This is a genomic window from Synergistaceae bacterium, from assembly GCA_031267575.1.
Lineage (GTDB): Bacteria > Synergistota > Synergistia > Synergistales > Aminobacteriaceae > JAIRYN01.
Genome location: JAIRYN010000052.1, coordinates 75,475 through 98,134, shown reverse-complemented (window position 1 = coordinate 98,134; position 22,660 = coordinate 75,475). Strand labels below are relative to the sequence as shown.

The window sequence follows — 22,660 nt, the reverse complement described above, 5'->3', positions numbered from 1 at the left end:
CGGCCGCGCGTCTCTACTGAGAATGGGGGATGCGTGAATGGCTTTTTTTTCGAGATTGAGGCAGAGTCTCAAAGGCGTGAAAGAGCGATGGAGTGGAAATATCGCCTCGCTTTTTACAGGGACGGGGAAACCTTTCAACTTCAACGAGGCCTTTTGGGACGAACTTGAGGAACTGCTGATTTTGGGTGACGTGGGAGTGGAGCTTTCCGAGCGCATCGTCGAGGAGATGAGGCGCGAGGCAAAGAAAAAAGGCATTTCCACCAAGTCCGACCTTCTTGAGGTTTTCATCTCTTCCATCGCCAACCGTTTGGCGGCTGTGGATGGGATGGGACAACCTTTCACGGTGGATAATCCGCCCCTCGTTCTTTTGATGGTGGGCGTCAACGGCAGTGGGAAAACGACATCCGCGGGAAAACTGGCGATGCAATTTTCGCGTCAAGGACGACAGGTGGTTTTGGCCGCCGCGGATACCTTTCGCGCCGCGGCATCGGAACAGTTGCAGGTGTGGGGCGAGCGAACCAGCGTGAGGGTCATCGCCCAAAAACAGGGTAGTGATCCAGCCGCCGTCGCCTTCGACGCCTGGCAGGCGACTCGAGCGTCTTCCGCGGACGTCCTGATCATCGATACGGCGGGACGCCTGCACGCCAAACATAACTTGATGGAAGAATTGAAAAAGATTCACCGAGTGCTCGAACGGGAGGCGGGAGCGGAGCGCGTAAAAACCGTTCTGGTTCTGGACGCGGTTACGGGGCAGAATGGTATCATCCAAGCTGTGACCTTCAATCAGATTTTGCCACTGTCGGCGGTGATCCTTTCCAAATACGACAACACCGCCAAGGGCGGCATTGTGCTTCCCATCGCTTGCGACCTAAAAATTCCTATACGCTACATCGGCCTGGGAGAGGGAATAGAAGATCTGAGTCCTTTCGACCCCCTGGAGTTCGCGTCGGCTCTTATGGAGAACGATTGTTCTCCAAAGAGAACAAAGGAGAATAACTTGAAATGATGTCCTATAATCAGGCGCTCAAAACGTTAACCATCCGGTCAAGTCTTACCGTGTTGTTGCGCACGCTCTTCTGTATGAAGTTGGATTACTGCGTTTTACTTCCCTGGGAGGATTTTAGGAACATCATCGTTTTCAGCAAAGACCAATTAGTGTCTCTGATCGAGCGAGGCAGCTCGGAAGCCTCCATCTCTGATATCCTCAAGCGGGTCGCTCAAGGGCTCTTCAAACCCGTGGCGATTTTCAAATCCGATTCCTCGTCGAGCGACTTCGTGTCGCAGAAAGGTTTCGGAGATCCGGAACAGCTTCAAGTCCTGCTCATCGACAAGGAGGGGGCGACCGTGTCGTCCTTGAAAGAAGCGCTGACCCCCAAAGGCCCGAATCTTCCAGAGTGGTGGGAGGCTCCCATTCCTTTTGTCATGTGCGGAGGCGGCGCTCTGCACATCAATCGCACGGCCATGTTGATGTTTGGCTCCGACTTGAAACGCCTCGCCACCAGTGACCTTCCCGACAAAAACGAGTTTTTGGTAACGCTGGAGGGTAAAGCTAGCCCCTGCTCGGTGATGTTCCGACGCTTGGAGGGAGACATTTTCATGCTGGACGATTGCACCGGCGACGTGGCCGCGGCTGTGGACATCACCTGGTGGGCGGCGGTGGGCAAAGCCTGGATCGCTACCTTGGACCGAGCGAAACTCGTCTATCGGCGATGCACTGAAACAGAGGTGGAAAACCTGCAGACCGAAAAAGAAAACACTGTTCTTCCCTGCGAATGGGAGGGTGAGCTGCTAGGATATCTCTGTATCGAGAAAAAACCCTTAAAAAAAACCTTCAAGCAAAAAAAAAAAGAGGAAGAAGGGAAGGAGGGGGAAAGAGTAGCGACAGGCGAAAAGAAACAGATCCGCCATAAGTCTGTTTCATCTGTTTCATCTGTTTCATCTGAGAGCGCCCCCTTGATGTCCCTGGGACCCCAGGCGATGGGGCTCTTGGCGCCGGGCCTCGGCTTCGACCCCGAAAAGAAGAAAAAAGAAGAAAAAGGGCAAGGTGGTCCCCGATGATTGACCCTTGGGTGAAACGAATCGCGGGTATTCTGTATCCCGGAGACTTGGGCGACCAGTGGTTTGACTGGACTGTGGAAAAGCTGAGGGAGCTTTGGGGCGATCCCCATATTATGGGCGCGCCTGTCCCCTTTACGGCGACGGATTATTATCGGGATATAGCCCCGAATCTTGTCCGGCGTTTCGTCGCTTTTGAGGAACTCGCGCCGGCAGGAGGGCTTTCAGAGTGGAAACGAGCCTCGATCACCATAGAGACAGAAAGCCGCGCGCCTCGGATTGTCAACGTCGATCCGGGTTATATAGATGGGGCGCGCCTCGTCTTGGCTTCTACCAAGGACCACGCCCACCGCGTTTACCTGCGGGATGGCATCTACGCCGAGGTGACAATGCGTTTTCGATTCGGGAGATGGGTATCTTTCGACTATACTTTTCCTGATTTCGCGAGCGGTGTTTACGACACGTTTTTGTCGGAGGCGCGGAGTTCCTGGCTAACAACACGCCAAGTGAGGGGGAAAAGAGGAGGAAAAGCGTATGATTGACCGTTATACCACCACCGCTATGTCTCGAATCTGGAACGAAGAAAACCGGTTTGCTGTCATGTTGCGGGTCGAACTGGCGGTTTGCAGGGCTTGGAGCGAGGCGGGGCGGATTCCGCCAGAAGCTCTGGAAGATATCCTGAGCAAGGCGAGTTTTTCCGTAGACCGTATCGCGGAGATCGAAAACTCCGTCCACCACGACGTCATTGCCTTCGTCACCTCGGTGGCCGAAAGTATCGGCGAGAATGGGCGTTACATCCACCTAGGCCTCACCAGCAGCGACGTTCTGGACACGGCCTCTTCGCTCACGTTACGAGAAGCGCTGTCACTCGTTAAGGAAGCGACCCTCGAACTAGACGGCGCCGTGACGGAAAAAGCCCGACAATACAAATATCTGCCCTGCATTGGCCGCACTCACGGCATACACGCCGAGCCCATGACCCTGGGGCTCAAGTTTCTCAACTGGCACGCCGAGCTAGAGCGGGATCTTCAGCGCGTCGATTTGGCGATAGATCAAATATCATGGGGAAAAATCTCTGGAGCAGTTGGAACTTACGCCCTATGCCCGCCTGAGATCGAGGCGAGGGTTTGCGAGCTTTTAGACCTGAAGCCCGCGCTTGTATCCAACCAAATTTTACAGCGAGACCGTCACGCCAATGCGCTCAACTCCGTGACCCTTTTAGGCTGCGGGCTGGAGCGCATGGCCACAGAGATCCGTCACCTTCAGCGCACCGAGGTGGGTGAGCTGTACGAGCCCTTTGGCAGCGCCCAAAAAGGCTCCAGCGCCATGCCCCACAAGCGCAACCCGATCAAGTGCGAGCGAATTTGTGGCATGGCTCGCCTCTTGCGAGGGTATGCCCTCGCGGCTATGGAAAACGTGGCCTTGTGGCACGAGAGGGACATCAGCCACTCCTCCACGGAGCGGGTGATTTGGCCCGACGCTTTCCACACGATTTACTTTATGCTTTCGGACATGACGAAGATCGTGAAGGGGCTCGTCGTGGACGAAGAACGGATTCAGGAGAACATTGAGCTGACGGGGGGCTTGATTTACAGCCAGAGGGTGATGCTGACCCTGATCGACGAATTGAAGCTACCTAGGGAAACGGTCTACGCTATAGTGCAGGACAACGCGAAACGCACGGTTCGAGGTGAGGGAAAATTCCTCGATCTGCTGTCGAAGGACGAACGCCTCAATCGCCTCAATGATCGCCTCAATGATCGCCTCAATGGCGCGCTGGAGGAGGCGGAATTGGCCTCGTTGTTCGACGTGAGCTTCTATACTCGTTACGTGGACCGGATTTTTGAGCGTTTTGAGTTTTGACTTTCCCGCAAATCATGATTTGAGGTGTAATATATGAGTGAAAGTTATTACGATAATGTGTTAGAGGCATTGAACTACCTTCGGTCCGCCGCGGGGGATTTTCGTCCCAAAACGGCGCTGGTGTTAGGTTCAGGGCTGGGAACCCTTTCCGGTGCCGTGGAGAATCCTCAGGTGTTGAACACGAAAGATATCCCCTATTGGCCTCGCTCCACAGCTCCCGGCCATGCCGGGCAAATCGTTCTGGGTAAAATCGAGGGCCGCCCCGTGGCGCTGCTCAAAGGGCGAGTTCATTATTACGAGGGATACAACATGAGGGAAGTCACCTTTTCTACCAGAGTTTTGGGCATGTGGGGTGTCGCTCAGTACATCGGAACTAACGCGGCGGGAGGGGTGGACGCTTCTTACAGGTCGGGGGACATCGTCCTGGTGCGGGACCATATCAACTACATGGGGGCCAATCCTTTGATGGGACTCGCTGAACCTCGCTGGAACGTCCGTTTCCCGGACATGACTCACGCCTATAGCCAACGTTTGATTGATTTGTGCGAGAGCGTAGCTTTGTCGGAGGACATTCATGTTTCCCAGGGTGTGTATATCGCTTTTTCCGGTCCGTCTTACGAAACGCCAGCGGAGATCCGTATGGCCCGCGCGCTGGGCGCCTCGCTGGTGGGAATGTCCACCGTTCCAGAGGTCATTATCTCCAGCGCTATGGGCATGGAAACGGCGGTGATTTCCTGCGTGTCTAATCCAGCCGCGGGCATGAGCGACGAGGAGCTGACGGAAAAAGAAGTTCTGTCGGTGGTGAAAGATGCCTGCTGCCGCGTGGAAAAGCTGATTCGTGGTCTGATGAGGGGCCTCGAAGAAAAAGCTCTGTAGCTGGGGATAGGACTGGGTTAGATGAAAAAAAAGGTTCCGCTTTTAGTGTATGTTATTTGGATGTGGGGATGTTTGCTGACCGCTCCTGGATGGGCTTCCACCTCCGTGACTTTCCCAGAGAATTGGGAGGTGGGTCAGGCATTTGCGGTTGCCCTCTCGTCTCACTCGGTATTCGATAGTCCTTCCGTGACCTGGATGGGTCGGGTGGTCTCCCTTGACGTGGAAGTGGGGCGGGAAGGACATGTCTCTTACGCGCTCTTGGGTTCTTACGTGCGTGACGTGAAGCCAGGCGACTATCCTCTGGAGTTCGGTTTCAACCAAAACGAGCGGCATTATCGGGTCCAATGTACAGTGCGGTTGAAGGCGAAAAAATACCCGGAGGAACATTTGAAGGTCGCCGATAGAATGGTGACGCCGCCCAAAAGCGAAGCCGCGCGCATCCAAAAAGAGGCCCGGCTGACCACCGCCGCGCGGAACGCCATGACAGAGCGGCGCCTCTGGACGACTCCTCCCACTCGTCCCGTTCCGGGAATATTTACCAGTAGCTACGGTTTCCGGCGCGTTTACAACGGCATTCCTCGAGGCTACCACGCTGGGACGGATTTTCGCGCCGCCGTGGGAACGCCCATCAAAGCGCCCTTCGCCGGAAAAGTCATCTTGACTGGGCAGCACTATTACGCGGGAGGAAGCGTCTATATCGACTCCGGCAACGGGGTCATCAATCTGTTTTTTCATATGAGCGAGGTGAATGTGAAGGAAGGAGATTTCATCAAAAAAGGACAGGTTATTGGTAAGGTCGGCGCGACGGGTCGGGTCACGGGACCTCACCTTCATTACGGGCTCAGTTTGGCGGGGCAATACGTGGACGCGGCGCCTCTTTTCGCGACTAGCGTGACGGCCCTTTTGAAAGAGATGAAAACCTCGGTGGTCGTAGAATAATAACAACGAGCTGATCGCTCATTTTTCATTTTGGTTCGTTTAACGTCTTGGATTTATTTTGTTACTGTTATAATAAATTCCGAATTGATTAGCTTTTAAAACGGACTCGATCCCGAAATGAGAAAATTACAAGAATGAAATCATCGGGCAAGAGGACAACGTGAGGAAGGTGAGCGAAAGGTGGCTGTGCATACAGGAGGAGATACCATCGTGGGTGCCTCCCAAAAAGAAATCAATGTTGAGTCTCTGGGACAGGAGCATATCAATCTTGTTTTCGCGCTCGGCAGCGAGGATTTTGGTGTGGATGTCAATATCGTAAGGGAGATCGTGAGGGTACCGCCCTTCATTACCCGAGTGCCTAACGCGCCCAACTATATTCGAGGAGTCATCAATCTGCGGGGGACCATTGTTCCAGTGTTCGACATGGAACTCAAAATTGGTATGTATTCCACCGTTTTGACGGATGAGGCGCGTATTGTGGTCCTTTCCGTCAGCGATGTTATGTTTGGTATTATCGTAAACTCCGTCCGGGAGGTTCGGACGATCTACGACGCCCAACTGGAGGCCGCGGCCAAACTTTCCACCACGCTGGATAAGCGTTACGTTTTGTGGGTCGCTAAACCGGCGGATGGACGGCTGATTCTGTTGTTGGACGTGTCGACGCTGTTCGATTTGGATCAGATTCTGCTCGAGGACGCCGAGGCATAGTGATTGCTGAAGATCGATCTTCATCTCCATAGCTCGTTTTCGGATGGAATTTTGTCTCCAGAAAAGCTGGCGCTCTGGCTGAAGGCGAAAAAAGTTTCTGTCGCCAGTCTGACAGACCACGATACGGCGGAGGGAGTAGAACTTTTTCTTTCCCGGTGCGGTAAGTTCGGGATCAAGGGGATTGCCGGTGTGGAATTATCCGCCGCTTATAATGGGGTGTTGCATGTGTTGGGGTATCGTTTCGACCCCGAAAATGAGGTTTTGCGAACCACCTTGAAGCGGAATCGGCAGGCGCGCCACGCGCGGAATCTTTTGATTTGCGAAAAATTGCGGAACTTGGGGCTTGCTATTTCTATAGAGGAAGTAAAGGCTTCTATAGAGGGAATGAAGGCTTCTGTAGAGGAAGTGAAGGCTTCCGTAGAGGAAGTGAAGGCTTCTGTGGGCGTAGGTTTCGAGGGGGACGGCCGGGCAATAGGGCGTCCCCATATGGCACGGGTGTTGTGGAACAAAGGATACGTCCCCAACGTCAAGGCCGCTTTCGACAAGTACTTGGGACGAGGGGGGGCGGCTTATGTTCCGCGCCCTCTTTTGCCGCCAGAGGAGTGTATCCGTATGATCCGCCGAGCGGGAGGTTTACCTGTTTTGGCTCATCCGCGTCAGACCACTCCCGACTTGGACCAACTGCCTCCTCTTTTAAGCCGATTGAAAAATGATGGGCTATGGGGATTGGAGTGTTGGTCTCCTGGCAACAGCGCGGCCGAAATTTATCGTTGTCTCCAGATCGCAGCCTCCTTCGATTTATTTCCTACGGGAGGGTCTGATTTTCATGGAGGCAACCATTCCTCGGTATCGGTGGGAGTGGTTGTAAGAGAGGACCTTTTACCTTGGGCCCATTTATGCGGCGGCCTTTGAGCGTAAAACGCGGGAATTTGAGCGTAAAACGCGGGAAATAGATGGACGGTAGATAGACGATAAATGGACGATAAATGATAGATGGAGGTGTGCGTGGTTTGTTCTCCGCGGATTTTTTAGAATCTATAGATTTGCGAAGCGATACAGTGACGAAGCCCAGCGCCGAAATGCGCCAAGCGATGAGTGAAGCTGAGGTGGGCGACGATGTTTTCGGCGAAGATCCCACGGTGAAGCGCCTGGAAGAAAAAGGCGCGGAACTTCTGGGCAAGGAGGCGGCGCTTTATGTGACATCGGGAACCCAGGGCAACTTGGTTTCTCTTTTGACGCACTGCGGCAGGGGGGATGGCGCCATTGTCGGGCGAAATTCCCATATTTTGAACTACGAGGGCGGCGGTTTGTGCGCCCTGGGAAGCATCGTGTCGATACAGGTAGACGACAATGCGGGGGGCGATGTGGGAAACAATGATGTGGGAAACAATAAAGAAAATAATGGAGGAGACGAAAAAAGCCTTCCCTCCATCGCGAATCTAGAGCGCCTCTTGACCGCGAAAAATAACGTTCATTTCGCTCAATCTACGTTATTGTGCCTCGAAAACACCCATAACCGGGGTGGCGGACACGCGTCTTCGCCTCAGGAAATCGCTCGGCGGGTGGACTGGGCTCATGGAAAAGGTCTAGCTGTGCATGTGGACGGGGCGCGCCTTTTCAACGCCGCCGTGGCTCAAGGAGTCGCGCCATCGGCTTTGGTGAGAGATGTGGATTCGGTACAGGTTTGTCTTTCTAAAGGGTTGGGCGCTCCCGTGGGGAGTCTGATTTGTGCCTCGCGGAGTTTTATTGAAAGAGCGCGTTTCTGGAGAAAGAAAGTCGGGGGTGGCCTGCGTCAGGTCGGCATCGTAGCCGCGGCTGGACTCTATGCCCTCGAACGTAACGTTGACCGCTTGGCGGAAGACCACAAAAACGCCCAGCTGATTCAGAATATTCTCCAAAAGGGTGGACTCCGCGTCACGGAGGTGAAGCGGCCGACGAATATGGTGTACTTCAGCGCGCGGGACGAGGCGAGTGCGGATAAGCTGCTCGAAGCCTGCCGGAAAAAGGGCGTGTTTTTCAACAAAACCGCTCCAGACACCTTTCGCCTGGTCACGCACTTGGACGTAAGCCGGCAGCAGGCCAACACCGCGGCGGACATCATCGTCAAGGAGTATCGACCCTAAAAATGTCTTTTTCCGGGAATGGACCGTTTATTCGGGCGAGGAAATCATGGGCTCCGACATGGCTGTTGATCACAGCGATTGTCTCCGCGCTTTGCCTGTTTTGGGCTGTGCCATCGGAAGCGGGAATAGCCATATTATACAAAGGAAACACCGCCTTGGGAGAAATTCCCACGATGGCCACGATGGATGGAGAGGGAGAATTTTTCATCTCTATCGCGGACGCGGGAGCCCTTTTGGGATTGAACGCCATGGTTGCCGGAGAGGAATTACAGCTTTCCCTTGGAAACAAAAAGCTGAGGATCGTTCTGAACGCTGTGGCGGCTTGGTACAACTCTCAGTTGGTGCCGCTCTATGGGGCTAGCTATGTACAGGACGGTCGTTGGTGGCTGGATGTTCCCTCTTCGTTGAGTCTTTTGCAGCGCTTTGCCGGCTACGGAAAAGAGGACAGGCTCCGAGTCGAGCAATCGAAAGAAGCGTCAAGCCCCAAGAAAAATTCAGACCCTCCTTCGGCTCAAACGGCTCAAACGGAGCCCATTCTCGTCGCCGCGCCTTCGGCCGTCTCCCCAATAGCGAACGAGGTGGAGGTGGTAGGTGTATCGGACCCCGTAGCGCCCACAGCATCGCCTGTGGTCACGCGCTCCACTCTCGCGGCGGAGCCCCCAGTAGTCGTTGCTTACCAAAGCGTAGCGCCTGAGACCGCAACGCCTCAGACGGCAACGTCTCAGACCACAATGCCTCAAACCACAATGCCTCAAACCGCGGTATCGCAGACTGCGGTATCTCAAATAATAGGCGAGCTTCGCGCTCTGCGGTGGAGCACTTCCCGCGAAAAAATACGGGCCGTGGCCGACTGTAGCGACGCAACAAATCCAGAGGTCAAAGTGGTTTCGGGGCAGGTTTCCATGAAGTTCGCGAGCATGGTCGACGCCCTCCAGGGCATTCCCTCGCCCTACGAAAACGTCAGGGTGGAATTGACCAAAGGCGCGGATGGTTCTGCCACGCTCACTTTTTTCGCGACGGGCGTAAGGGTCGAGAAATTGGTTTTAAATGACCCCAGACGTATTGTATTGGATTTCATTTTTGCCGTTCCGACACCTATTCGGGAGACTCTAGTGGTTCAGACCCCAGACCCGCCCATTGAGATTCCCGCTATTGAGATTCCCGCTGCGACGCGGCCTTCCCGGGACGTCGCGCAACCATCGGGTAAAATTCTGGTGGTGTTGGACCCCGGACACGGAGGCAAGGATCCGGGGGCCATGGGGAACAACCTCAAGGAAAAAGACATCAATCTCGCCATCGGCTTAAAAATGGAAAAGACATTGAAGGCCAAGGGGTTCGACGTCAAGATGACCCGAAAGACGGACGTGTACCTGAAGCTCCAAGAGCGGACGGATATTGCCAACAAGGCGAACGCGGATATGTTCGTCAGCATTCACGTCAACTCTTTGCCTCCGGGGAAGAATTCGGCAGGGTTCGAGATTTACTTGATGGCTTTGCCCACAGACAACGACGCCTTAACTTTGGCGGAGATCGAAAACCGGGAGTATCTAGAGGACAAAGCTGGGAGCGGGGCCGTGTCGGATCACAGGACCGAGGTTTTGCTGAAGATCCTGGGAGACATGCAGCAGAATAATAAGATCAATGAAAGCACTGTCGCCGCCGAGGTGCTGTTCAAGACCGGTAACGCCAGCCGATTACCAATGAAGCGCGTCGCTCAAGCGCCGTTTTTCGTTCTGCGAGGAGCGATGATGCCAGCTGTATTGTTGGAGACGGGCTTCATTACGAACACCAAGGAGGCGAAGCTGTTGGCCCACCCAGATTACCAGCAGAAGATCGCCGACGCGATGACGGACGGCGTTTACAATTACCTGAGGCAACGATGAGGTGACGAGATGGCCCGCCGGAAAAGTGACGGTTATTCCGAACGTTATAGGGAAGAAATGTTAGAGCGGGAGTTCGAAGAGCGGGTAAAGGCTAAACGCAAGCGTTCCCCCCGGCATTCTTCGAGCTCTCAAAAACGAGGGAAAAAGACGAGAGCGCCTCTTCTTCTTCGTGTCCTGGCTTGGTGTGGAGTGATTTTACTCTGCTTTGTGGTGGGCTATCTGGGGGCTTCTTCTCTCTTGAGGCTGCTTGACGAGCGCGTCTTCGAGCGGAAAATCGAGGTTGGAAGCGGCGGCGTGGAGGAGGGCGTGAGAGGCACTAACTTTGCCGACATCAGATTAGACATGCAAAAAACCACTTTGTCGCTTTTTTATCCGAAGGAGGGGGTTCTAAAGGAGGAAAAGGTTGAGATTATCTCCCGCACCTTCGAGGGCAACATTCAAGACGCGGTCCACAAGTTACTTTCTCTCAGTAATTTGTTTAGCAATGAAGTTTACGTGAAACATGTTTTCAGGAATGTCGATACAGTTTACTTGGATTTTTCAGGACCTTTCATTTCCGCTTTGAACACGGCGGGGAATAACTTCAGCACGCAGTTTATAACAGGCATCGTGCACACGATGCGCGACAACTTTCACCCTATCAGCAAGGTGCGCTTCTTGGTGGATTCTAAAATTGTCAGCTCAGGGGCGCCTGTGGACTTGGCGGTTGTTTGGCAATTGCCCAGGTAACGAGGAATCTTTTGTTTTTCGAGCGTCTTTTGTTGGCCACCAGCAATCGTGGCAAATATGAAGAATTTTTGGAATTGTTACCACGCGACAAGGTAAGAGAGCTTCTTTTCGCGCCTCTCTTGGTGTCGCAAATAAACCCTAGCCCTAATCCAAACCCAAACCCAAACCCAAACCCAAACCCTCCTCAGGTGGAGGAAACAGGAACGACCTACGCTACCAACGCTTTTTTGAAGGCGCGCGCCTGGGCGGAGGCTTCGAATTTGCCTTGTCTGGCGGATGACAGCGGTCTGGAGGTCGAAGCTCTCTCCTGGGGGCCAGGAGTTCGTTCCGCAAGGGTGGTAGATGGTACGGACGCGGACCGTAACCGATGGCTTTTAGCGCAACTGGAGCGGGTGGCGCGAAAGAAAAAACAAGACACCCCAAACGACCTCAACAGTAACCGCGCCCGCTTCGTGGCGGCCGTCGCTTTGGCGGTTCCCTTCTCTCCCGAAAAAGGAGAGTGGACTCTAGTCCATGAGGGCATCTGTAACGGACGTTTGGGGAAAGACGCGAGGGGAACCGCTGGATTCGGTTACGATCCTCTTTTCATCCCCGACGGTTACGAAGTTTCTTTTGGTGAACTTTCTTCCGCCGTCAAAAATAAAATATCCCACCGAGCGAAGGCCCTGCAAGCTCTTTTGAAGGCTCTTTCTTGAATTTATGCTGAATTTAATGCTGAATTTAATGTGGAATTTATGTTGAATTGTTGAATTTAATTATGTTGAATTTATGATATTTTGGCCGGCTAACCGAATCACGTTACTTGATTTGGTATGATCGAACGCTTGACGGTATATTTACGATGTTATATACTATGTAAGTAATCATTCGAATAGATCTAAATGGGTTACGTTTGGATCGTTGGGCTCTTGGATTGTTGGATCGTTTAGTTTTAATTGATTTTAATGAATTTTAATTGGTTTTATTCGGGGCGTAGCGCAGGTTGGTAGCGGACCTGCTTTGGGAGCAGGGGGTCGAAGGTTCAAGTCCTTTCGCCCCGACCAAAGAATGGAAAGAATAATGGAAAGAATGGAGCGGCAAAAAGTAGAGTAAAAAGTAGAGTAGTCTTAGGGTAAAATTGCGGGAATAGCTCAGCTGGCTAGAGCGATGGCCTTCCAAGCCGTAGGTCGCGGGTTCGAATCCCGTTTCCCGCTCCAGAGAATAAAGAGAATAATAGAGAGCAATATAGAGTGCAATAAGGAAATATGCGCTTGTAGCTCAGTTGGATAGAGCAACGGCCTTCTAAGCCGTAGGTCGCGGGTTCGAATCCTGCCGGGCGCGTTATGGTGAGCGTAGTTCAAACGGTTAGAGCACCGGATTGTGGTTCCGGATGTTGGGGGTTCGAGTCCCCTCGCTCACCCCAAATAAAGGTGACACGCGCTCGTAGCTCAGTTGGATAGAGCGACGGACTTCGGATCCGTAGGCCGCGGGTTCGAATCCTGCCGGGCGCGCCAAATAATTTAAATGGATTGTTAGCTCAGTCGGTAGAGCAGCTGACTCTTAATCAGCGGGCCGTGGGTTCGAGTCCCTCACAATCCACCAATTTAAAAATCCAGAAGCGTCCAGATACATTTAAAACCCCTGCGAAAGCAGGGGATTTTTTCATTATAAGGTATCCTTATCATCCATCCATCATCATCCATACAGCCCATCCATACAGCGGAGTATCCAAACGCGAGTGTCGAGTATGGAGTTATGGTGGATTCCAGGAGGACCTGGGGCACGCGCACAAAAAGAGCGAGGGCCTAGGCCCTCGCTCTTTGTTAGTTCAGTTACGTAGTTCCGTGAAACTAGAACGTGATTTCGCTACGGAAGTGAATGACGTTCTCGTCCTTAGCTCCCATATCGGTAGCGGCCTTATCATAATCAAACATCGAATAGGCCAAACCAAAGGCTACATTAGGAGTATACTGATACTTCACACCGACATCGAACTGCGTAGCGCTGGGGTTTGTTGTGGCCTCCCACTCATGGTTTCCGAAATAAAGAGCCGTAGTCCACTTGTCATTCCACTTCTGCTGTGCGCCAATCTTCCAAATAGTAGTATCCGCTCTTACAATATTGCCAGGGAGTGGTAAACCCGCCAATGTAAAAGCTGTATTTCTTGGATCTTGACCGTTCCAAGTTGTGCTTGGGGCACCACTATAACCTCCCCAGAGGTTATTACCTTTGGGCATTACAAAGTAACCATCTAGCTGATCATATTCCAACCAGAGGCTCGTAAACTTCAAAAGATCCTGATTGATGTCGAGAATAATCTTGTATGCCGACTTACTGTCCCACTGAGCATCATGCCATCCCTTATCGCCAATATAAAGAGTATCGTCGAGAGCCACACCACTGGTATCCACATTGGCATCCTGGTGATAGTAAATGCCCTTCAGCGCGATGTTCTCACTGAAATCAAAGCGCAAACCTCCGAAAACCGTGAAGATAGAATTTACACGATAACCTGGCTGATCGCCCTCTTTCACGGCCACTCCGTCAGCGTCTACCCATGACTTTTGCGTAGCAGGGTCAATAGAATTACGTTTCGCAGTCGAGTCGTCACCACCAAAATACTGAACTCCCAGGTCGAAACCAAACCGTTCCGTGAATTGGACTTCTCCCATCGCAAAGGCTTCCCACATACTCCAGGGATGTTCATCCTGACCTCCTAGAGTTCCTGATTGGGGACGCGCCAAATAAGCGCTGAACTTACCCAAGCCAAAACTTTTTCGCACGCCTAAACCATCAACGTAACGATCCGTCAAATAGCCGTCATTGCCCAACCAAGGAACATTCAGCAAGTCGTTACCGTTCATATAATAAGCGGCTTCGCTATCCCAAACAAAACGCCCTACCGTCAAAGTAGAATCCCAATATGCCGGCATCTCCACGTTGAAAAGCTCATATCTTATACCATCGCCATTAACGTTGATACGGCCTGTAAACTTCAGGGATTCATCCTCACCAAACCAACGCTCAAAGATCAGACGCGCCCTGGTCAGACTTGCGCGGCCATCCTTATCATCGTTGTCATCCTGATCATCAATATCCAGACGCATAACGCCGCTGATTCTCCAACCGTTGAGGCGACTCTCGATAACATCCAGACGAATGTCAAGCTGATCAGCGCGGACACCCAGAGCGTCCAGTTCGTCTTTGAACTCCACAACCAACCTCTTCAGCGTTTCCACATCCTGCTTCGTGGCCTTGGTCATGTCAACGAGGGCCAGAGAACGAGCGAGAGCGGACGACATCTCATAACGAGTAGTCGGCTGTCTGCCTTTATAAGTCCCGTCTGGATAACCCGACAGAACTCCCCGCGCGGCCAACTGGCCGATGGCGTCGTAAGACCAGTGGTTAAGCGGCACGTCCATAAACGGATTAATGGCCGCAAAAGCCGGCGCCGCTACAGTAGCCAAAACGACTACCGTGATTGCTACTAAATACTTTTTCATGTTTGATTTTCCCCCTTAAATTTTGTGCTACCTTTATTACGCGTTTTCAGTTCTCTTCAGATAAAGAAAACAAAAGAGGGACGAGATCAAGTGACCTTGTTTCCTTATTCTCGTTTCCGCTCACGTCAACTTACCCTTTAAAAACCTCTAACGCCTTCTTTTAAAATCCGCCTGTCCTTTTTGGCTATCGGGGGAAGTCGCACCTCTCTTTCTTGCCATCGGGAATACTTGCGGGCTCAGAAGCTAGATCAAAAAACCAAAAACATTACCCATTTCATTGCCTTACTTACAGCCTTACTTGTAACTTGTAGCCTTACTTATGGGGATGATACCACCAAGAAGCAAGATTCTATACGGGTCTTAGTGTTCATTTGCGTTGATTCTTTTCGTTCATTTCCTATGTTTTTGTAGAGGTATGCACGAGATTCTATTTATTCCTCATTCCTCTTCCCGTAGGCGGTAGCCAACGCCCGCTTCCGTGAAAATATATTCCGGTTCCGCCGGGTTTTTTTCGATCTTTCGCCGAATATTGGCCATGTTCACTCTGAGAATCTGGTTGTCTCCCTTCAATCTGGGACCCCAGATCTCTCTCAAAAGGTAGTCATACGTGATCACCTTACCCGCGTACTGCCCTAACAAGGCTATGACCCTGTACTCGTTGTGCGTGAGGCGAGCGTTGACGCCAGCGATGAGTACTTGATGTTTGTCGTAGTCGATCACCAAGTCGGCAACCTGATATTTGCCTTTTTGTGTTACGTCGGGGAGCGTGTTCCGGGTATGTCGAATTGCCGTGCGTATGCGGGCCAACAGCTCCGACGGGCCGAAGGGTTTCGTGATGTAGTCGTCAGCCCCCATATCCAGAGCCTCCACTTTATCTCGTTCGTGCATTCTGGCGGAAACCACCACAATAGGAAGCCGTGACCATTCACGAACCATCTTAATGATGGAAATCCCATCCATATCCGGAAGACCTAAATCCAGCAAAACAAGATCAGGACATTGGGACGTGATCATAGTATAGGCTTCCGATCCTGTTCGCGCGACAATCACGTCGTACTTATTGGAAGTCAAAACCGCCGCGATGAAATGGCTAATACTGTTTTCGTCTTCTACAATTAATATACGGTCTTTAAGAGGCATAAGACACCGATCCTTTTAGCGTACTAATATCTACTCATAGCTAGCAGATATATTTCGCATAGTATTCCGAACTATACGAGGGCCCTTTCCTACGACTCCTACGACGGCAACGAAAAACGGAAACGAACTCCGCCGGACGCTATGTTTTCCGCGGAAATCTTCCCACCGTGCGCCTTGATAATTGACGCGCACACCGATAATCCAATTCCCATATTGCGCCTGCTGCCGATTTCTCCCCTTTCATCGGTCCTAGCGCAGTATCCATCGAAGAGGCGAGACAGTATAGACTCATCGATCTGTTTTCCATCGTTTTCCACGGAGAAAATCACTTCCTCCCTTTCCACTATGGTGGACAGATTGATACGCGTTAGTGGCTTTCCGTGATTTATAGCATTTTCCATAAGGTTCATCAAGACCTGCTCGATGAGAATGATATCCACATAAATAAAGATCGGTTCATCGGGTATCGAGACATGCAAAGGCGCAGTAGGATAACCTCTACGGAATTTATGGACGGCCGACCCGACCAGTTCCTCCAGAACCTCCGGTTGTTTGTGAATGGCCGCCTCTCCCCCCATCCGCGTGATGGATAGAAGATTTTCCACCATGCGGATAAGCCACAGAGCATCGTCCCTGACCTCTCGCAGTAAGTCGCGCTTCTGGTCGTCGGTCAAGCGATTTTCGTCCTCCAAGATCGCAGAAGTGGACCCGACGATGGAGGTGAGAGGAGTTCTCAGATCGTGTGAAATTGCCCGCAACAAATTAGCGCGCAGTTTTTCTTTTTCCGTTTCGATGCGCAGTTTTTCCTGCTGTTTGATTTGCGTGGTGAGGGTGCTGGTGATGACCGACACCGCCAACATCGTGAAAAACGTCAAAGGATAACCGCTGATCGTGAAATTGAAAGCAAAATAAGGATAAGTGAACACGTAATTGACACCAAAAACCGCGATAATCGACGTGAAAATGCCATAAAAATAACCTTCGGTCAACCGGGACACCATTAGAACGGTCAGCACGAAAATCAATGGCGCGTAAATATCCGTACTGCTGAAAAAACTCGAAACGCCACACAGCAACGTAGATACCGCGATGATAAAGGCGGTCATCAATAGATCCCTCAGAGATATGCGAAATAAATGCTTCCCTTTACCTAGAAAACGTGACTTCATATTATTATCATAGCACAAACACACAAAAAATTGACAGTAGAACCGAAATTCCGCTGTCAATTCATTCATTGCTTATCACTATCGATCATAGTTATTGATTATAGTTATTGATTATAGCTATTGATCATCATGATCGATCATAATAATAGAACAATAGAAACTAGCGCAACGTTTAACGTTTAACGTTTATCGAACGTTGCTCTCGATTGTGACGTAGGGTTTCAAAAAGTCACAAATCTCGTCTCCATCGCTAGCGCTCACATTGTAAAACACCAGACCTGTGTAGTTTTTTGTGTCGCTTGCGATCTCGTATTCGCCGCGGGTCGCCAAAGTGAGCAACTTCTTCGCCGACGCTTTGAAGGTGGACGATCCAAATCTGATATGGCAGGTGCCGTTGCTGGCTTTTTCATTTTTTTCATTCTTTCCATTTTTTTCATTCTTTTCATTCTTTTCAATCCGTTGAGTCTGTTGAATCCGCTCAATCCGTTCAATCCGCATGGCGTCAATGTTTGTGATCGGCAGAACACACTCTTTTATCCCCTCCGAGGAAAAAACGACGACTTTTTTATCTGTAATTGCGTACTGCAGTTTTTTGATGCTGTTTTTATCCCTCCAGGGACTCCAAGCCAACAAGAGAGGTACCGCCGCGCAGAAGATCATGACGGAGGTCTTGATCTCCAGCGCCCGCGAAACGGCAAACGCGTAATAACCACCTATCAAAATCACTCCCCACGTCACAGCCCAAAACAGAGATAGAAGGGTCAAAATTTTGTGAGTCTCGTCAAAGAGTCCATATGGTTGAGGAGAACCGCTCCAGCGTATTTCCTCTCCTTCTTCGAGCAGCTTTTTTAAATTGTCATTGTCAGGCATTCTTTTGTCCCCTTTCAGTGAATTAAGTATCTCTACCACCTTACTATAATAATAAATCAGTTTATAAGCACATTGTAAATGATATGCCCATTAAGATACCGTACATAATCCTGGGTTTGCGTAAAGAAAATGTTAAACAATGACCTGTAGCTTTGGAAAACCATCACGGAACAAGGCGAATAAAAAAATTATTCATAATATGGCGGTATTTTCTAAAATAGACCCACAAAACAAAGCCACAAAACAAAGCCGGAGAGAGAAGCAGAGTCCCGAATCCACTGCCTCCAGCTCTGGATAACAAGAAAATGCAAGAAAATGTATGGAGAAGTGTTTGTTATATAATAGGGATCGTGTTTCCATCTTGACATGCCATGAGGTGATTTCTGAAATGGACTCCATTAAAACCAAGTCTTACAAAGCTACCGCCGCCACAGATAAAAACAGCGAGCGGAAAGACGGCAAGAACCGTTTTCGTTTTGGCGCGCTGGAGGTCGCTTCCTTTCTCTGCGGCGCCGCTGTCATGGTCTTGGAAATGGCGGGATCTCGCGTGATTGCCCCCTATATGGGGACGTCTTTGGTGGTCTGGACAGCCTTGATCGGCGTCATTATGGCCAGTCTCAGCGCGGGTTACTGGCTGGGCGGAGTTGCGGCGGACTTTCGCCCTGATCAGAAGGTCTTGGCGAGGATTGTTCTGCTGGCCTCCTTTTGTACGGGTTTTCTGGCCCTCTTCGCGAATCCCATTTTGACGTTTCTCTCCAAAACCATCAGCAGCGTCTATATCTCCTCCGTCTTCGCGGCCTTGTTGCTTTTCGCCCTGCCCAGCGTATTGTTGGGGATGGTGTCCCCTTTCATCGTGCGCTTGGCCATGCGGGACGTAGGATCCTCTGGAAAGACTGTGGGACGGTTCTCGGCCCTGTCCTCAACGGGCAGCATTCTGGGGACGTTTCTGGGCGGGTTCGTCTTGATCTCGGTCTTCGCCGCAGGGACCATTCTTCTGCTGGTGGCTTTTACCCTGACGGTTGTGGCCCTTCTGCTCTATCGGTCGATCTGGAAGAAAGCTAACGTGCTCTGCGTAGCGTTTCTGATGTTAGTGGCGGGGACAAAGCTCTGGGGAATGCCCATGATGCCCATCGGCGAGCACGTGGACACGGCTTACAATCACATCTGGATCGCGGAGCAGACACGCCCCAACGGACGCCGCGCCCGCTTTTTGATGACCGCGGCGGTGGGAGAGGGAGCCCAGTCCATCATCTACACAGATAATCCCTCGGAACTGGTCAGCGATTACACCAAGTTCTACGATCTGGCTTTTTACTACAACCCCGGCGTGCAAAAGATCTTGATGCTGGGAGGCGGTGGATACTGTGTCCCTCGCCACCTGGTTGCCACTCACGTGAATGAGGCTCGGTTTCCCACCTTTTCTATGGATATCGTGGAGATCGACCCAGGTATCACAAAGGTCGCGCGGAAATACTTCGACCTTCGGGACAGTCCCGCCCTCTCCGTTTACCATGAAGACGCCCGGAGTTACCTGAACAGAGCCGTCAGGAACCCTAATTTGGCGGGGTCTTACGACGCGGTCTTCGCGGACGTGTTCGCTTCCTGGTACACAATCCCCTTCCATCTGGCCACGGTGGAGGCCGCGGAAAACATGTCGAAGCTCTTGGCCCCCAACGGAGTATTGGTCTCTAACGTTATTTCCTCCTTGCGCGGTCCCAAGAGCGGCGTTTTTCACGGCATCTACGCGGCTCTCAGCCAGGTTTTCCCTCGGGTGCTGATTTTTCCCGCCTCGCGTCCTGAAGCGCCCTTCGCCCAAGCGCGGCAGAACATTATGATTGTAGCCTTCAAGTCGGTGGACGAGCTGCCCATCTTGCCCCCCTACGACCCCGAAATATCCCGCCTGCTTTCTCACCGATGGATGGAGCCCTTCACCCCCTCGATTCCCCCTTTTACGGACGCCTTTGCTCCTGTGGAGCGCTACGCTTTGATGGAATAATTGGATAATCGGGTAGCAGGAGAAGAGAACAGGAAAAGATAACAGGAAAATTATAGAAGAATAGAAGAATAAAGGAGATTATTTATTTAAAGGAAATTGTTTAAAGGAGATTATTGAGGAGAGCTTTTTCTTTGTTCGCTCGTCGTTCGATCTGAACTTCATGTTCTAAATTTCTGAACTTCGTGTTCTAAATTAAGGAGGACTTGATATGAAACGTAAGACATTGCGATCGCTTTCTTTTTTGTCGATTTTTGTCTTGTCGCTCGTCGCTTGTTCCGCCGCTTTCGCCGCCACGGGTTCTGGCGAACCCAAAGTATTCCGCTATGCTTATAACTTTGCCGATTTAGAGCTTCTCGATGTGCACAAGCACACCACCAACGACGTTATGCAGGCCGCGAATCCCCTAGGTGAGCCCCTCGTCCGCGTCGATTCCGAGGGCACCATCCATCCCCTGCTGCTTGACGCGCTTCCTGAAATGTCGGAGGACGGCACTTTGTTCATCTTCAAGCTAAAAGAGGGAATCAAATTTCACGACGGAACTGAATTGCGCGCCACCGACGTGGAGTTTACCTTTAACCGCATTTTCGACCCCAAGACCCAGAACCTGAACACCTGGCTTTGCGACATGATCAAAGGCGCTCCCGAAATGCTGGAGGGCAAGGCCCCGACGCTGGAGGGCTTCAAAATTATCGACGATTACTCCTTCAGCATAGAACTCAGCGAACCCTATGCCCCTTTCCTTTCGGTGTTGGGTTGCGAGCAGATGATGATTTATCCTAAAAAAGCCTGCGAAGAAGCGGGAACCCATTGGGGTCTCACTACTTTCGTGGGAACGGGCCCCTTCGAACTGGTGGAGTTTTCCAGCAAAGAGGTCATGCACGCCAAACGATTCAAAGGCTACCATGGCACTCCGGCCAAGATTGACGAACTCTATATTTACGTTATGGACCAAGGTACTGCTTTGATGGAGTACGAGGTGGGGAACCTGGACGTGGTTCGCGTGGATAACGACGTGGTCGCCTCTTATAAAACGGGAGATTTCGCGAAAAACCTTGTGCGAGTGGACCTGATGGGTATCATCGCGATGAACATGAATGTCAATATGCCGCCCCTAAACAACGTCAAAGTCCGAGAGGCCGTTTCCTATGCCATCGACCGCGAGGGGTTGTTGAAGAGCTTTTTAGACGGTAATGGTACGCCCGCCAACTGTATGATTCCTCCAGGCATCGCCGCCCACGTGGATCGCCCCTATGAATACAACCCCACAAAGGTCAAATCGTTGCTAGCTGAGGCCGGTTACCCCGACGGCGTCACCATCGAGAGCTACGTCTCCGAGACTCAGGAGGTCGCCAAAGTTGCCGTCGTGCTGCAGGAACAATTCAAGGCCTCGAACATCACGCTGAACGTGAACCGTGTTGACCAGGGCACCTACGTGGACATACGCCGGGCAGGTCAGGTGCAGGTTCCGCTTCTTACGTGGTTCAAGGACATCTCCGACCCTGATAACTTCACCTACACGTTTTATCACTCCACCAGCTCCCAGCTTTTTTCCTCCAACTGGAAGGACGCGAAAACCGACGAAATGTTAGCGCGGGGACGCGCGTCCATGGGAGCGGAGCGAGAGAAAATTTACCTCGAACTCGAAAATTACCTCGTGGAAGAACAACACATCGTGGCGCCGCTCTATAACCCTGTCACCTACTACTTGGTGGCCGACGGTGTCAGGGGTGTGATCTACGACAACAGCCTGCTTCGTTTTTATGAAATCGATATCGCCGAAATCGATATCGCCAAGTAAAGTCGGAATTTCGCGTGGGAAATCTTTTTTGCTCAAATTCATTCTGAATCGCCTCTGGCAGGCTATTGTGGTGCTCGTTGGGGTAACGCTCATCGTGTTTATCATGGTGAACGTCGCCCCAGGCGACCCCGTGGCCGTAATGATGGAGAGAAAGGCGGACGCGGCCACCATCGAACGCATACGCCAGCAGATGGGGCTTAATGATCCGCTGTACGTACAGTATTGGACCTTTCTGAAAAATTCTTTTTCAGGCGACTTTGGTAACTCTTATTTTCAAAAACTGCCGGTAAGCGTTTTGCTGGCGCGGGGCTTCTCCGTCACTGGGTCTATCGCCGTGGGAGTGCTCTTTTTCGCTATCGCCGTGGGCATCCTTATGGGGATACTCGCCGCCGTGTTCCGCGGCGGGGCGCTGGACAGGATTATCATGTTTGTCTCGACGCTAGGCATGGCTTTGCCCTCTTTCTGGCTCGCCATCATTCTCCAGCTCGTATTTGGACTGTGGCTGAAGGTTTTACCCATCTCAGGGCTAAGGTCTGTCTCCTCCTACATCCTCCCTTCCGTCGCTCTGGGCATGATCTACGCGGCGTCCCTGGCGCGGCTCACCCGCACCAACATGCTCGACGCGCTGAATCAAGATTACGTGCGCACCGCCCGCTCCAAAGGCGCCGGGGAGGTGGCTGTGGTGGTGGTACACGCGCTCAAAAACGCCGCCATTCCTATTCTTACTTACCTTGGCACACTCATGAAATCCATCCTGGGTGGTTCCGTCTTAGTTGAAACGGTTTTTGCCATTAATGGACTCGGCAGGCTCCTGGTCGACGGTATCATGAAACGGGACATTCCGGTTATCCAAGGCTGTACGATCTATATCGCAGCCGTGTTCGTTTTGATGAACCTTCTTATCGACCTCGTGTACGGCCTGATTGATCCAAGGATCCGCGTAACAAATGAAGCATAAAAAAGCATAAAAAAGCACAAAAGTAAGGAAGTATAAAAAAAGGAAGTATAAAAAGAAGTATAAAAAAAGGA

Annotated in this window: 19 protein-coding genes and 6 tRNA genes; 21 read left to right on the top strand and 4 right to left on the bottom strand. The window is 51.6% G+C overall.

Annotated features, from left to right (window positions below; all coding sequences use genetic code 11):
• The first annotated feature begins 37 nt into the window (after positions 1-37).
• The 18 genes from ftsY to LBJ36_08905 all read left to right on the top strand — a co-directional run bounded on the left by ftsY (position 38) and on the right by LBJ36_08905 (position 12,757).
• Positions 38-1,006, top strand: coding sequence for a signal recognition particle-docking protein FtsY (gene ftsY, locus LBJ36_08990; GenBank protein MDR1379166.1), 969 nt, complete (start codon positions 38-40; stop codon positions 1,004-1,006).
• Complete coding sequence (locus LBJ36_08985; GenBank protein ID MDR1379165.1) at positions 1,003-2,058, top strand: hypothetical protein; 1,056 nt, start codon at positions 1,003-1,005, stop codon at positions 2,056-2,058. Before ftsY ends, LBJ36_08985 begins: the two co-directional genes overlap by 4 nt.
• Entirely contained in the window at positions 2,055-2,597 is a 543-nt protein-coding gene (locus LBJ36_08980; GenBank protein MDR1379164.1) for a DUF4416 family protein, read from the top strand. Before LBJ36_08985 ends, LBJ36_08980 begins: the two co-directional genes overlap by 4 nt.
• Complete coding sequence (gene purB / locus LBJ36_08975; GenBank protein MDR1379163.1) at positions 2,590-3,918, top strand: adenylosuccinate lyase; 1,329 nt, start codon at positions 2,590-2,592, stop codon at positions 3,916-3,918. The genes LBJ36_08980 and purB overlap by 8 nt, the downstream gene beginning before the upstream one ends.
• A gap of 33 nt (positions 3,919-3,951) precedes the next feature.
• On the top strand, positions 3,952-4,794 hold the full coding sequence (locus tag LBJ36_08970; protein MDR1379162.1) for a purine-nucleoside phosphorylase: 843 nt from the start codon (positions 3,952-3,954) through the stop codon (positions 4,792-4,794).
• A 21-nt stretch (positions 4,795-4,815) separates the two neighbouring features.
• The gene (locus tag LBJ36_08965; protein ID MDR1379161.1) at positions 4,816-5,733 is read left to right on the top strand and encodes a M23 family metallopeptidase; all 918 of its coding nucleotides are present in this window, start codon (positions 4,816-4,818) and stop codon (positions 5,731-5,733) included.
• 180 nt (positions 5,734-5,913) lie between these two features.
• Positions 5,914-6,441: a chemotaxis protein CheW gene (locus LBJ36_08960; GenBank protein ID MDR1379160.1), complete on the top strand. Its 528-nt coding sequence runs from the start codon at positions 5,914-5,916 to the stop codon at positions 6,439-6,441.
• A gap of 3 nt (positions 6,442-6,444) precedes the next feature.
• The gene (locus LBJ36_08955; GenBank protein ID MDR1379159.1) at positions 6,445-7,353 is read left to right on the top strand and encodes a PHP domain-containing protein; all 909 of its coding nucleotides are present in this window, start codon (positions 6,445-6,447) and stop codon (positions 7,351-7,353) included.
• 89 nt (positions 7,354-7,442) lie between these two features.
• Positions 7,443-8,564, top strand: coding sequence for a threonine aldolase (locus LBJ36_08950; GenBank protein MDR1379158.1), 1,122 nt, complete (start codon positions 7,443-7,445; stop codon positions 8,562-8,564).
• Positions 8,565-8,629: 65 nt separating this feature from the next.
• Entirely contained in the window at positions 8,630-10,447 is a 1,818-nt protein-coding gene (locus tag LBJ36_08945) for an N-acetylmuramoyl-L-alanine amidase (GenBank protein MDR1379157.1), read from the top strand.
• 9 nt (positions 10,448-10,456) lie between these two features.
• Positions 10,457-11,176 (top strand): GerMN domain-containing protein, encoded by a 720-nt coding sequence (locus LBJ36_08940; protein MDR1379156.1) that lies wholly within the window; start codon positions 10,457-10,459, stop codon positions 11,174-11,176.
• Between the two features lie 11 nt (positions 11,177-11,187).
• Entirely contained in the window at positions 11,188-11,871 is a 684-nt protein-coding gene (locus LBJ36_08935; GenBank protein MDR1379155.1) for a non-canonical purine NTP pyrophosphatase, read from the top strand.
• Positions 11,872-12,142: 271 nt separating this feature from the next.
• Positions 12,143-12,219, top strand: a tRNA-Pro gene (locus tag LBJ36_08930).
• Positions 12,220-12,295: 76 nt separating this feature from the next.
• Positions 12,296-12,372 (top strand) — tRNA-Gly (locus tag LBJ36_08925).
• A 50-nt stretch (positions 12,373-12,422) separates the two neighbouring features.
• A tRNA-Arg gene (locus LBJ36_08920) sits at positions 12,423-12,496 on the top strand.
• A 5-nt stretch (positions 12,497-12,501) separates the two neighbouring features.
• Positions 12,502-12,578: transfer RNA gene (locus LBJ36_08915), tRNA-His, on the top strand.
• A 14-nt stretch (positions 12,579-12,592) separates the two neighbouring features.
• Positions 12,593-12,669, top strand: a tRNA-Arg gene (locus LBJ36_08910).
• Positions 12,670-12,681: 12 nt separating this feature from the next.
• Positions 12,682-12,757, top strand: a tRNA-Lys gene (locus LBJ36_08905).
• 248 nt (positions 12,758-13,005) lie between these two features.
• Here the strand turns inward: LBJ36_08905 and LBJ36_08900 are convergent.
• The 4 genes from LBJ36_08900 to LBJ36_08885 all read right to left on the bottom strand — a co-directional run bounded on the left by LBJ36_08900 (position 13,006) and on the right by LBJ36_08885 (position 17,837).
• The gene (locus LBJ36_08900; GenBank protein MDR1379154.1) at positions 13,006-14,658 is read right to left on the bottom strand and encodes an S-layer homology domain-containing protein; all 1,653 of its coding nucleotides are present in this window, start codon (positions 14,656-14,658) and stop codon (positions 13,006-13,008) included.
• Positions 14,659-15,096: 438 nt separating this feature from the next.
• Entirely contained in the window at positions 15,097-15,798 is a 702-nt protein-coding gene (locus LBJ36_08895; protein MDR1379153.1) for a response regulator transcription factor, read from the bottom strand.
• Between the two features lie 98 nt (positions 15,799-15,896).
• Positions 15,897-16,904, bottom strand: coding sequence for a DUF4118 domain-containing protein (locus tag LBJ36_08890; protein ID MDR1379152.1), 1,008 nt, complete (start codon positions 16,902-16,904; stop codon positions 15,897-15,899).
• 249 nt (positions 16,905-17,153) lie between these two features.
• Entirely contained in the window at positions 17,154-17,837 is a 684-nt protein-coding gene (locus tag LBJ36_08885; protein MDR1379151.1) for a hypothetical protein, read from the bottom strand.
• Positions 17,838-18,225: 388 nt separating this feature from the next.
• On the opposite strand from LBJ36_08885, the gene LBJ36_08880 reads away from it, so the two are divergent.
• The 3 genes from LBJ36_08880 (at position 18,226) to LBJ36_08870 (ending at position 22,589) form a co-directional block, all read left to right on the top strand.
• Positions 18,226-19,833, top strand: coding sequence for a fused MFS/spermidine synthase (locus LBJ36_08880; protein MDR1379150.1), 1,608 nt, complete (start codon positions 18,226-18,228; stop codon positions 19,831-19,833).
• Positions 19,834-20,041: 208 nt separating this feature from the next.
• Positions 20,042-21,631 carry an ABC transporter substrate-binding protein gene (locus tag LBJ36_08875; GenBank protein MDR1379149.1) on the top strand — a complete coding sequence of 530 codons (1,590 nt, stop codon included), beginning with the start codon at positions 20,042-20,044 and terminating at the stop codon, positions 21,629-21,631.
• Positions 21,632-21,659: 28 nt separating this feature from the next.
• Positions 21,660-22,589 carry an ABC transporter permease gene (locus LBJ36_08870; GenBank protein ID MDR1379148.1) on the top strand — a complete coding sequence of 310 codons (930 nt, stop codon included), beginning with the start codon at positions 21,660-21,662 and terminating at the stop codon, positions 22,587-22,589.
• Positions 22,590-22,660 lie beyond the last annotated feature (71 nt).

Bases quoted from the DNA above. Each gene is read 5' to 3' on its own strand.
- ftsY (MDR1379166.1), top strand. From the start codon at position 38: ATGGCTTTTTTTTCGAGATTGAGGCAGAGTCTCAAAGGCGTGAAAGAG.
- LBJ36_08985 (MDR1379165.1), top strand. From the start codon at position 1,003: ATGATGTCCTATAATCAGGCGCTCAAAACGTTAACCATCCGGTCAAGT.
- LBJ36_08980 (MDR1379164.1), top strand. From the start codon at position 2,055: ATGATTGACCCTTGGGTGAAACGAATCGCGGGTATTCTGTATCCCGGA.
- purB (MDR1379163.1), top strand. From the start codon at position 2,590: ATGATTGACCGTTATACCACCACCGCTATGTCTCGAATCTGGAACGAA.
- LBJ36_08970 (MDR1379162.1), top strand. From the start codon at position 3,952: ATGAGTGAAAGTTATTACGATAATGTGTTAGAGGCATTGAACTACCTT.
- LBJ36_08965 (MDR1379161.1), top strand. From the start codon at position 4,816: ATGAAAAAAAAGGTTCCGCTTTTAGTGTATGTTATTTGGATGTGGGGA.
- LBJ36_08940 (MDR1379156.1), top strand. From the start codon at position 10,457: ATGGCCCGCCGGAAAAGTGACGGTTATTCCGAACGTTATAGGGAAGAA.
- LBJ36_08900 (MDR1379154.1), bottom strand. From the start codon at position 14,658: ATGAAAAAGTATTTAGTAGCAATCACGGTAGTCGTTTTGGCTACTGTA.
- LBJ36_08895 (MDR1379153.1), bottom strand. From the start codon at position 15,798: ATGCCTCTTAAAGACCGTATATTAATTGTAGAAGACGAAAACAGTATT.
- LBJ36_08890 (MDR1379152.1), bottom strand. From the start codon at position 16,904: ATGACCGCCTTTATCATCGCGGTATCTACGTTGCTGTGTGGCGTTTCG.
- LBJ36_08885 (MDR1379151.1), bottom strand. From the start codon at position 17,837: ATGCCTGACAATGACAATTTAAAAAAGCTGCTCGAAGAAGGAGAGGAA.
- LBJ36_08880 (MDR1379150.1), top strand. From the start codon at position 18,226: ATGGACTCCATTAAAACCAAGTCTTACAAAGCTACCGCCGCCACAGAT.
- LBJ36_08875 (MDR1379149.1), top strand. From the start codon at position 20,042: ATGAAACGTAAGACATTGCGATCGCTTTCTTTTTTGTCGATTTTTGTC.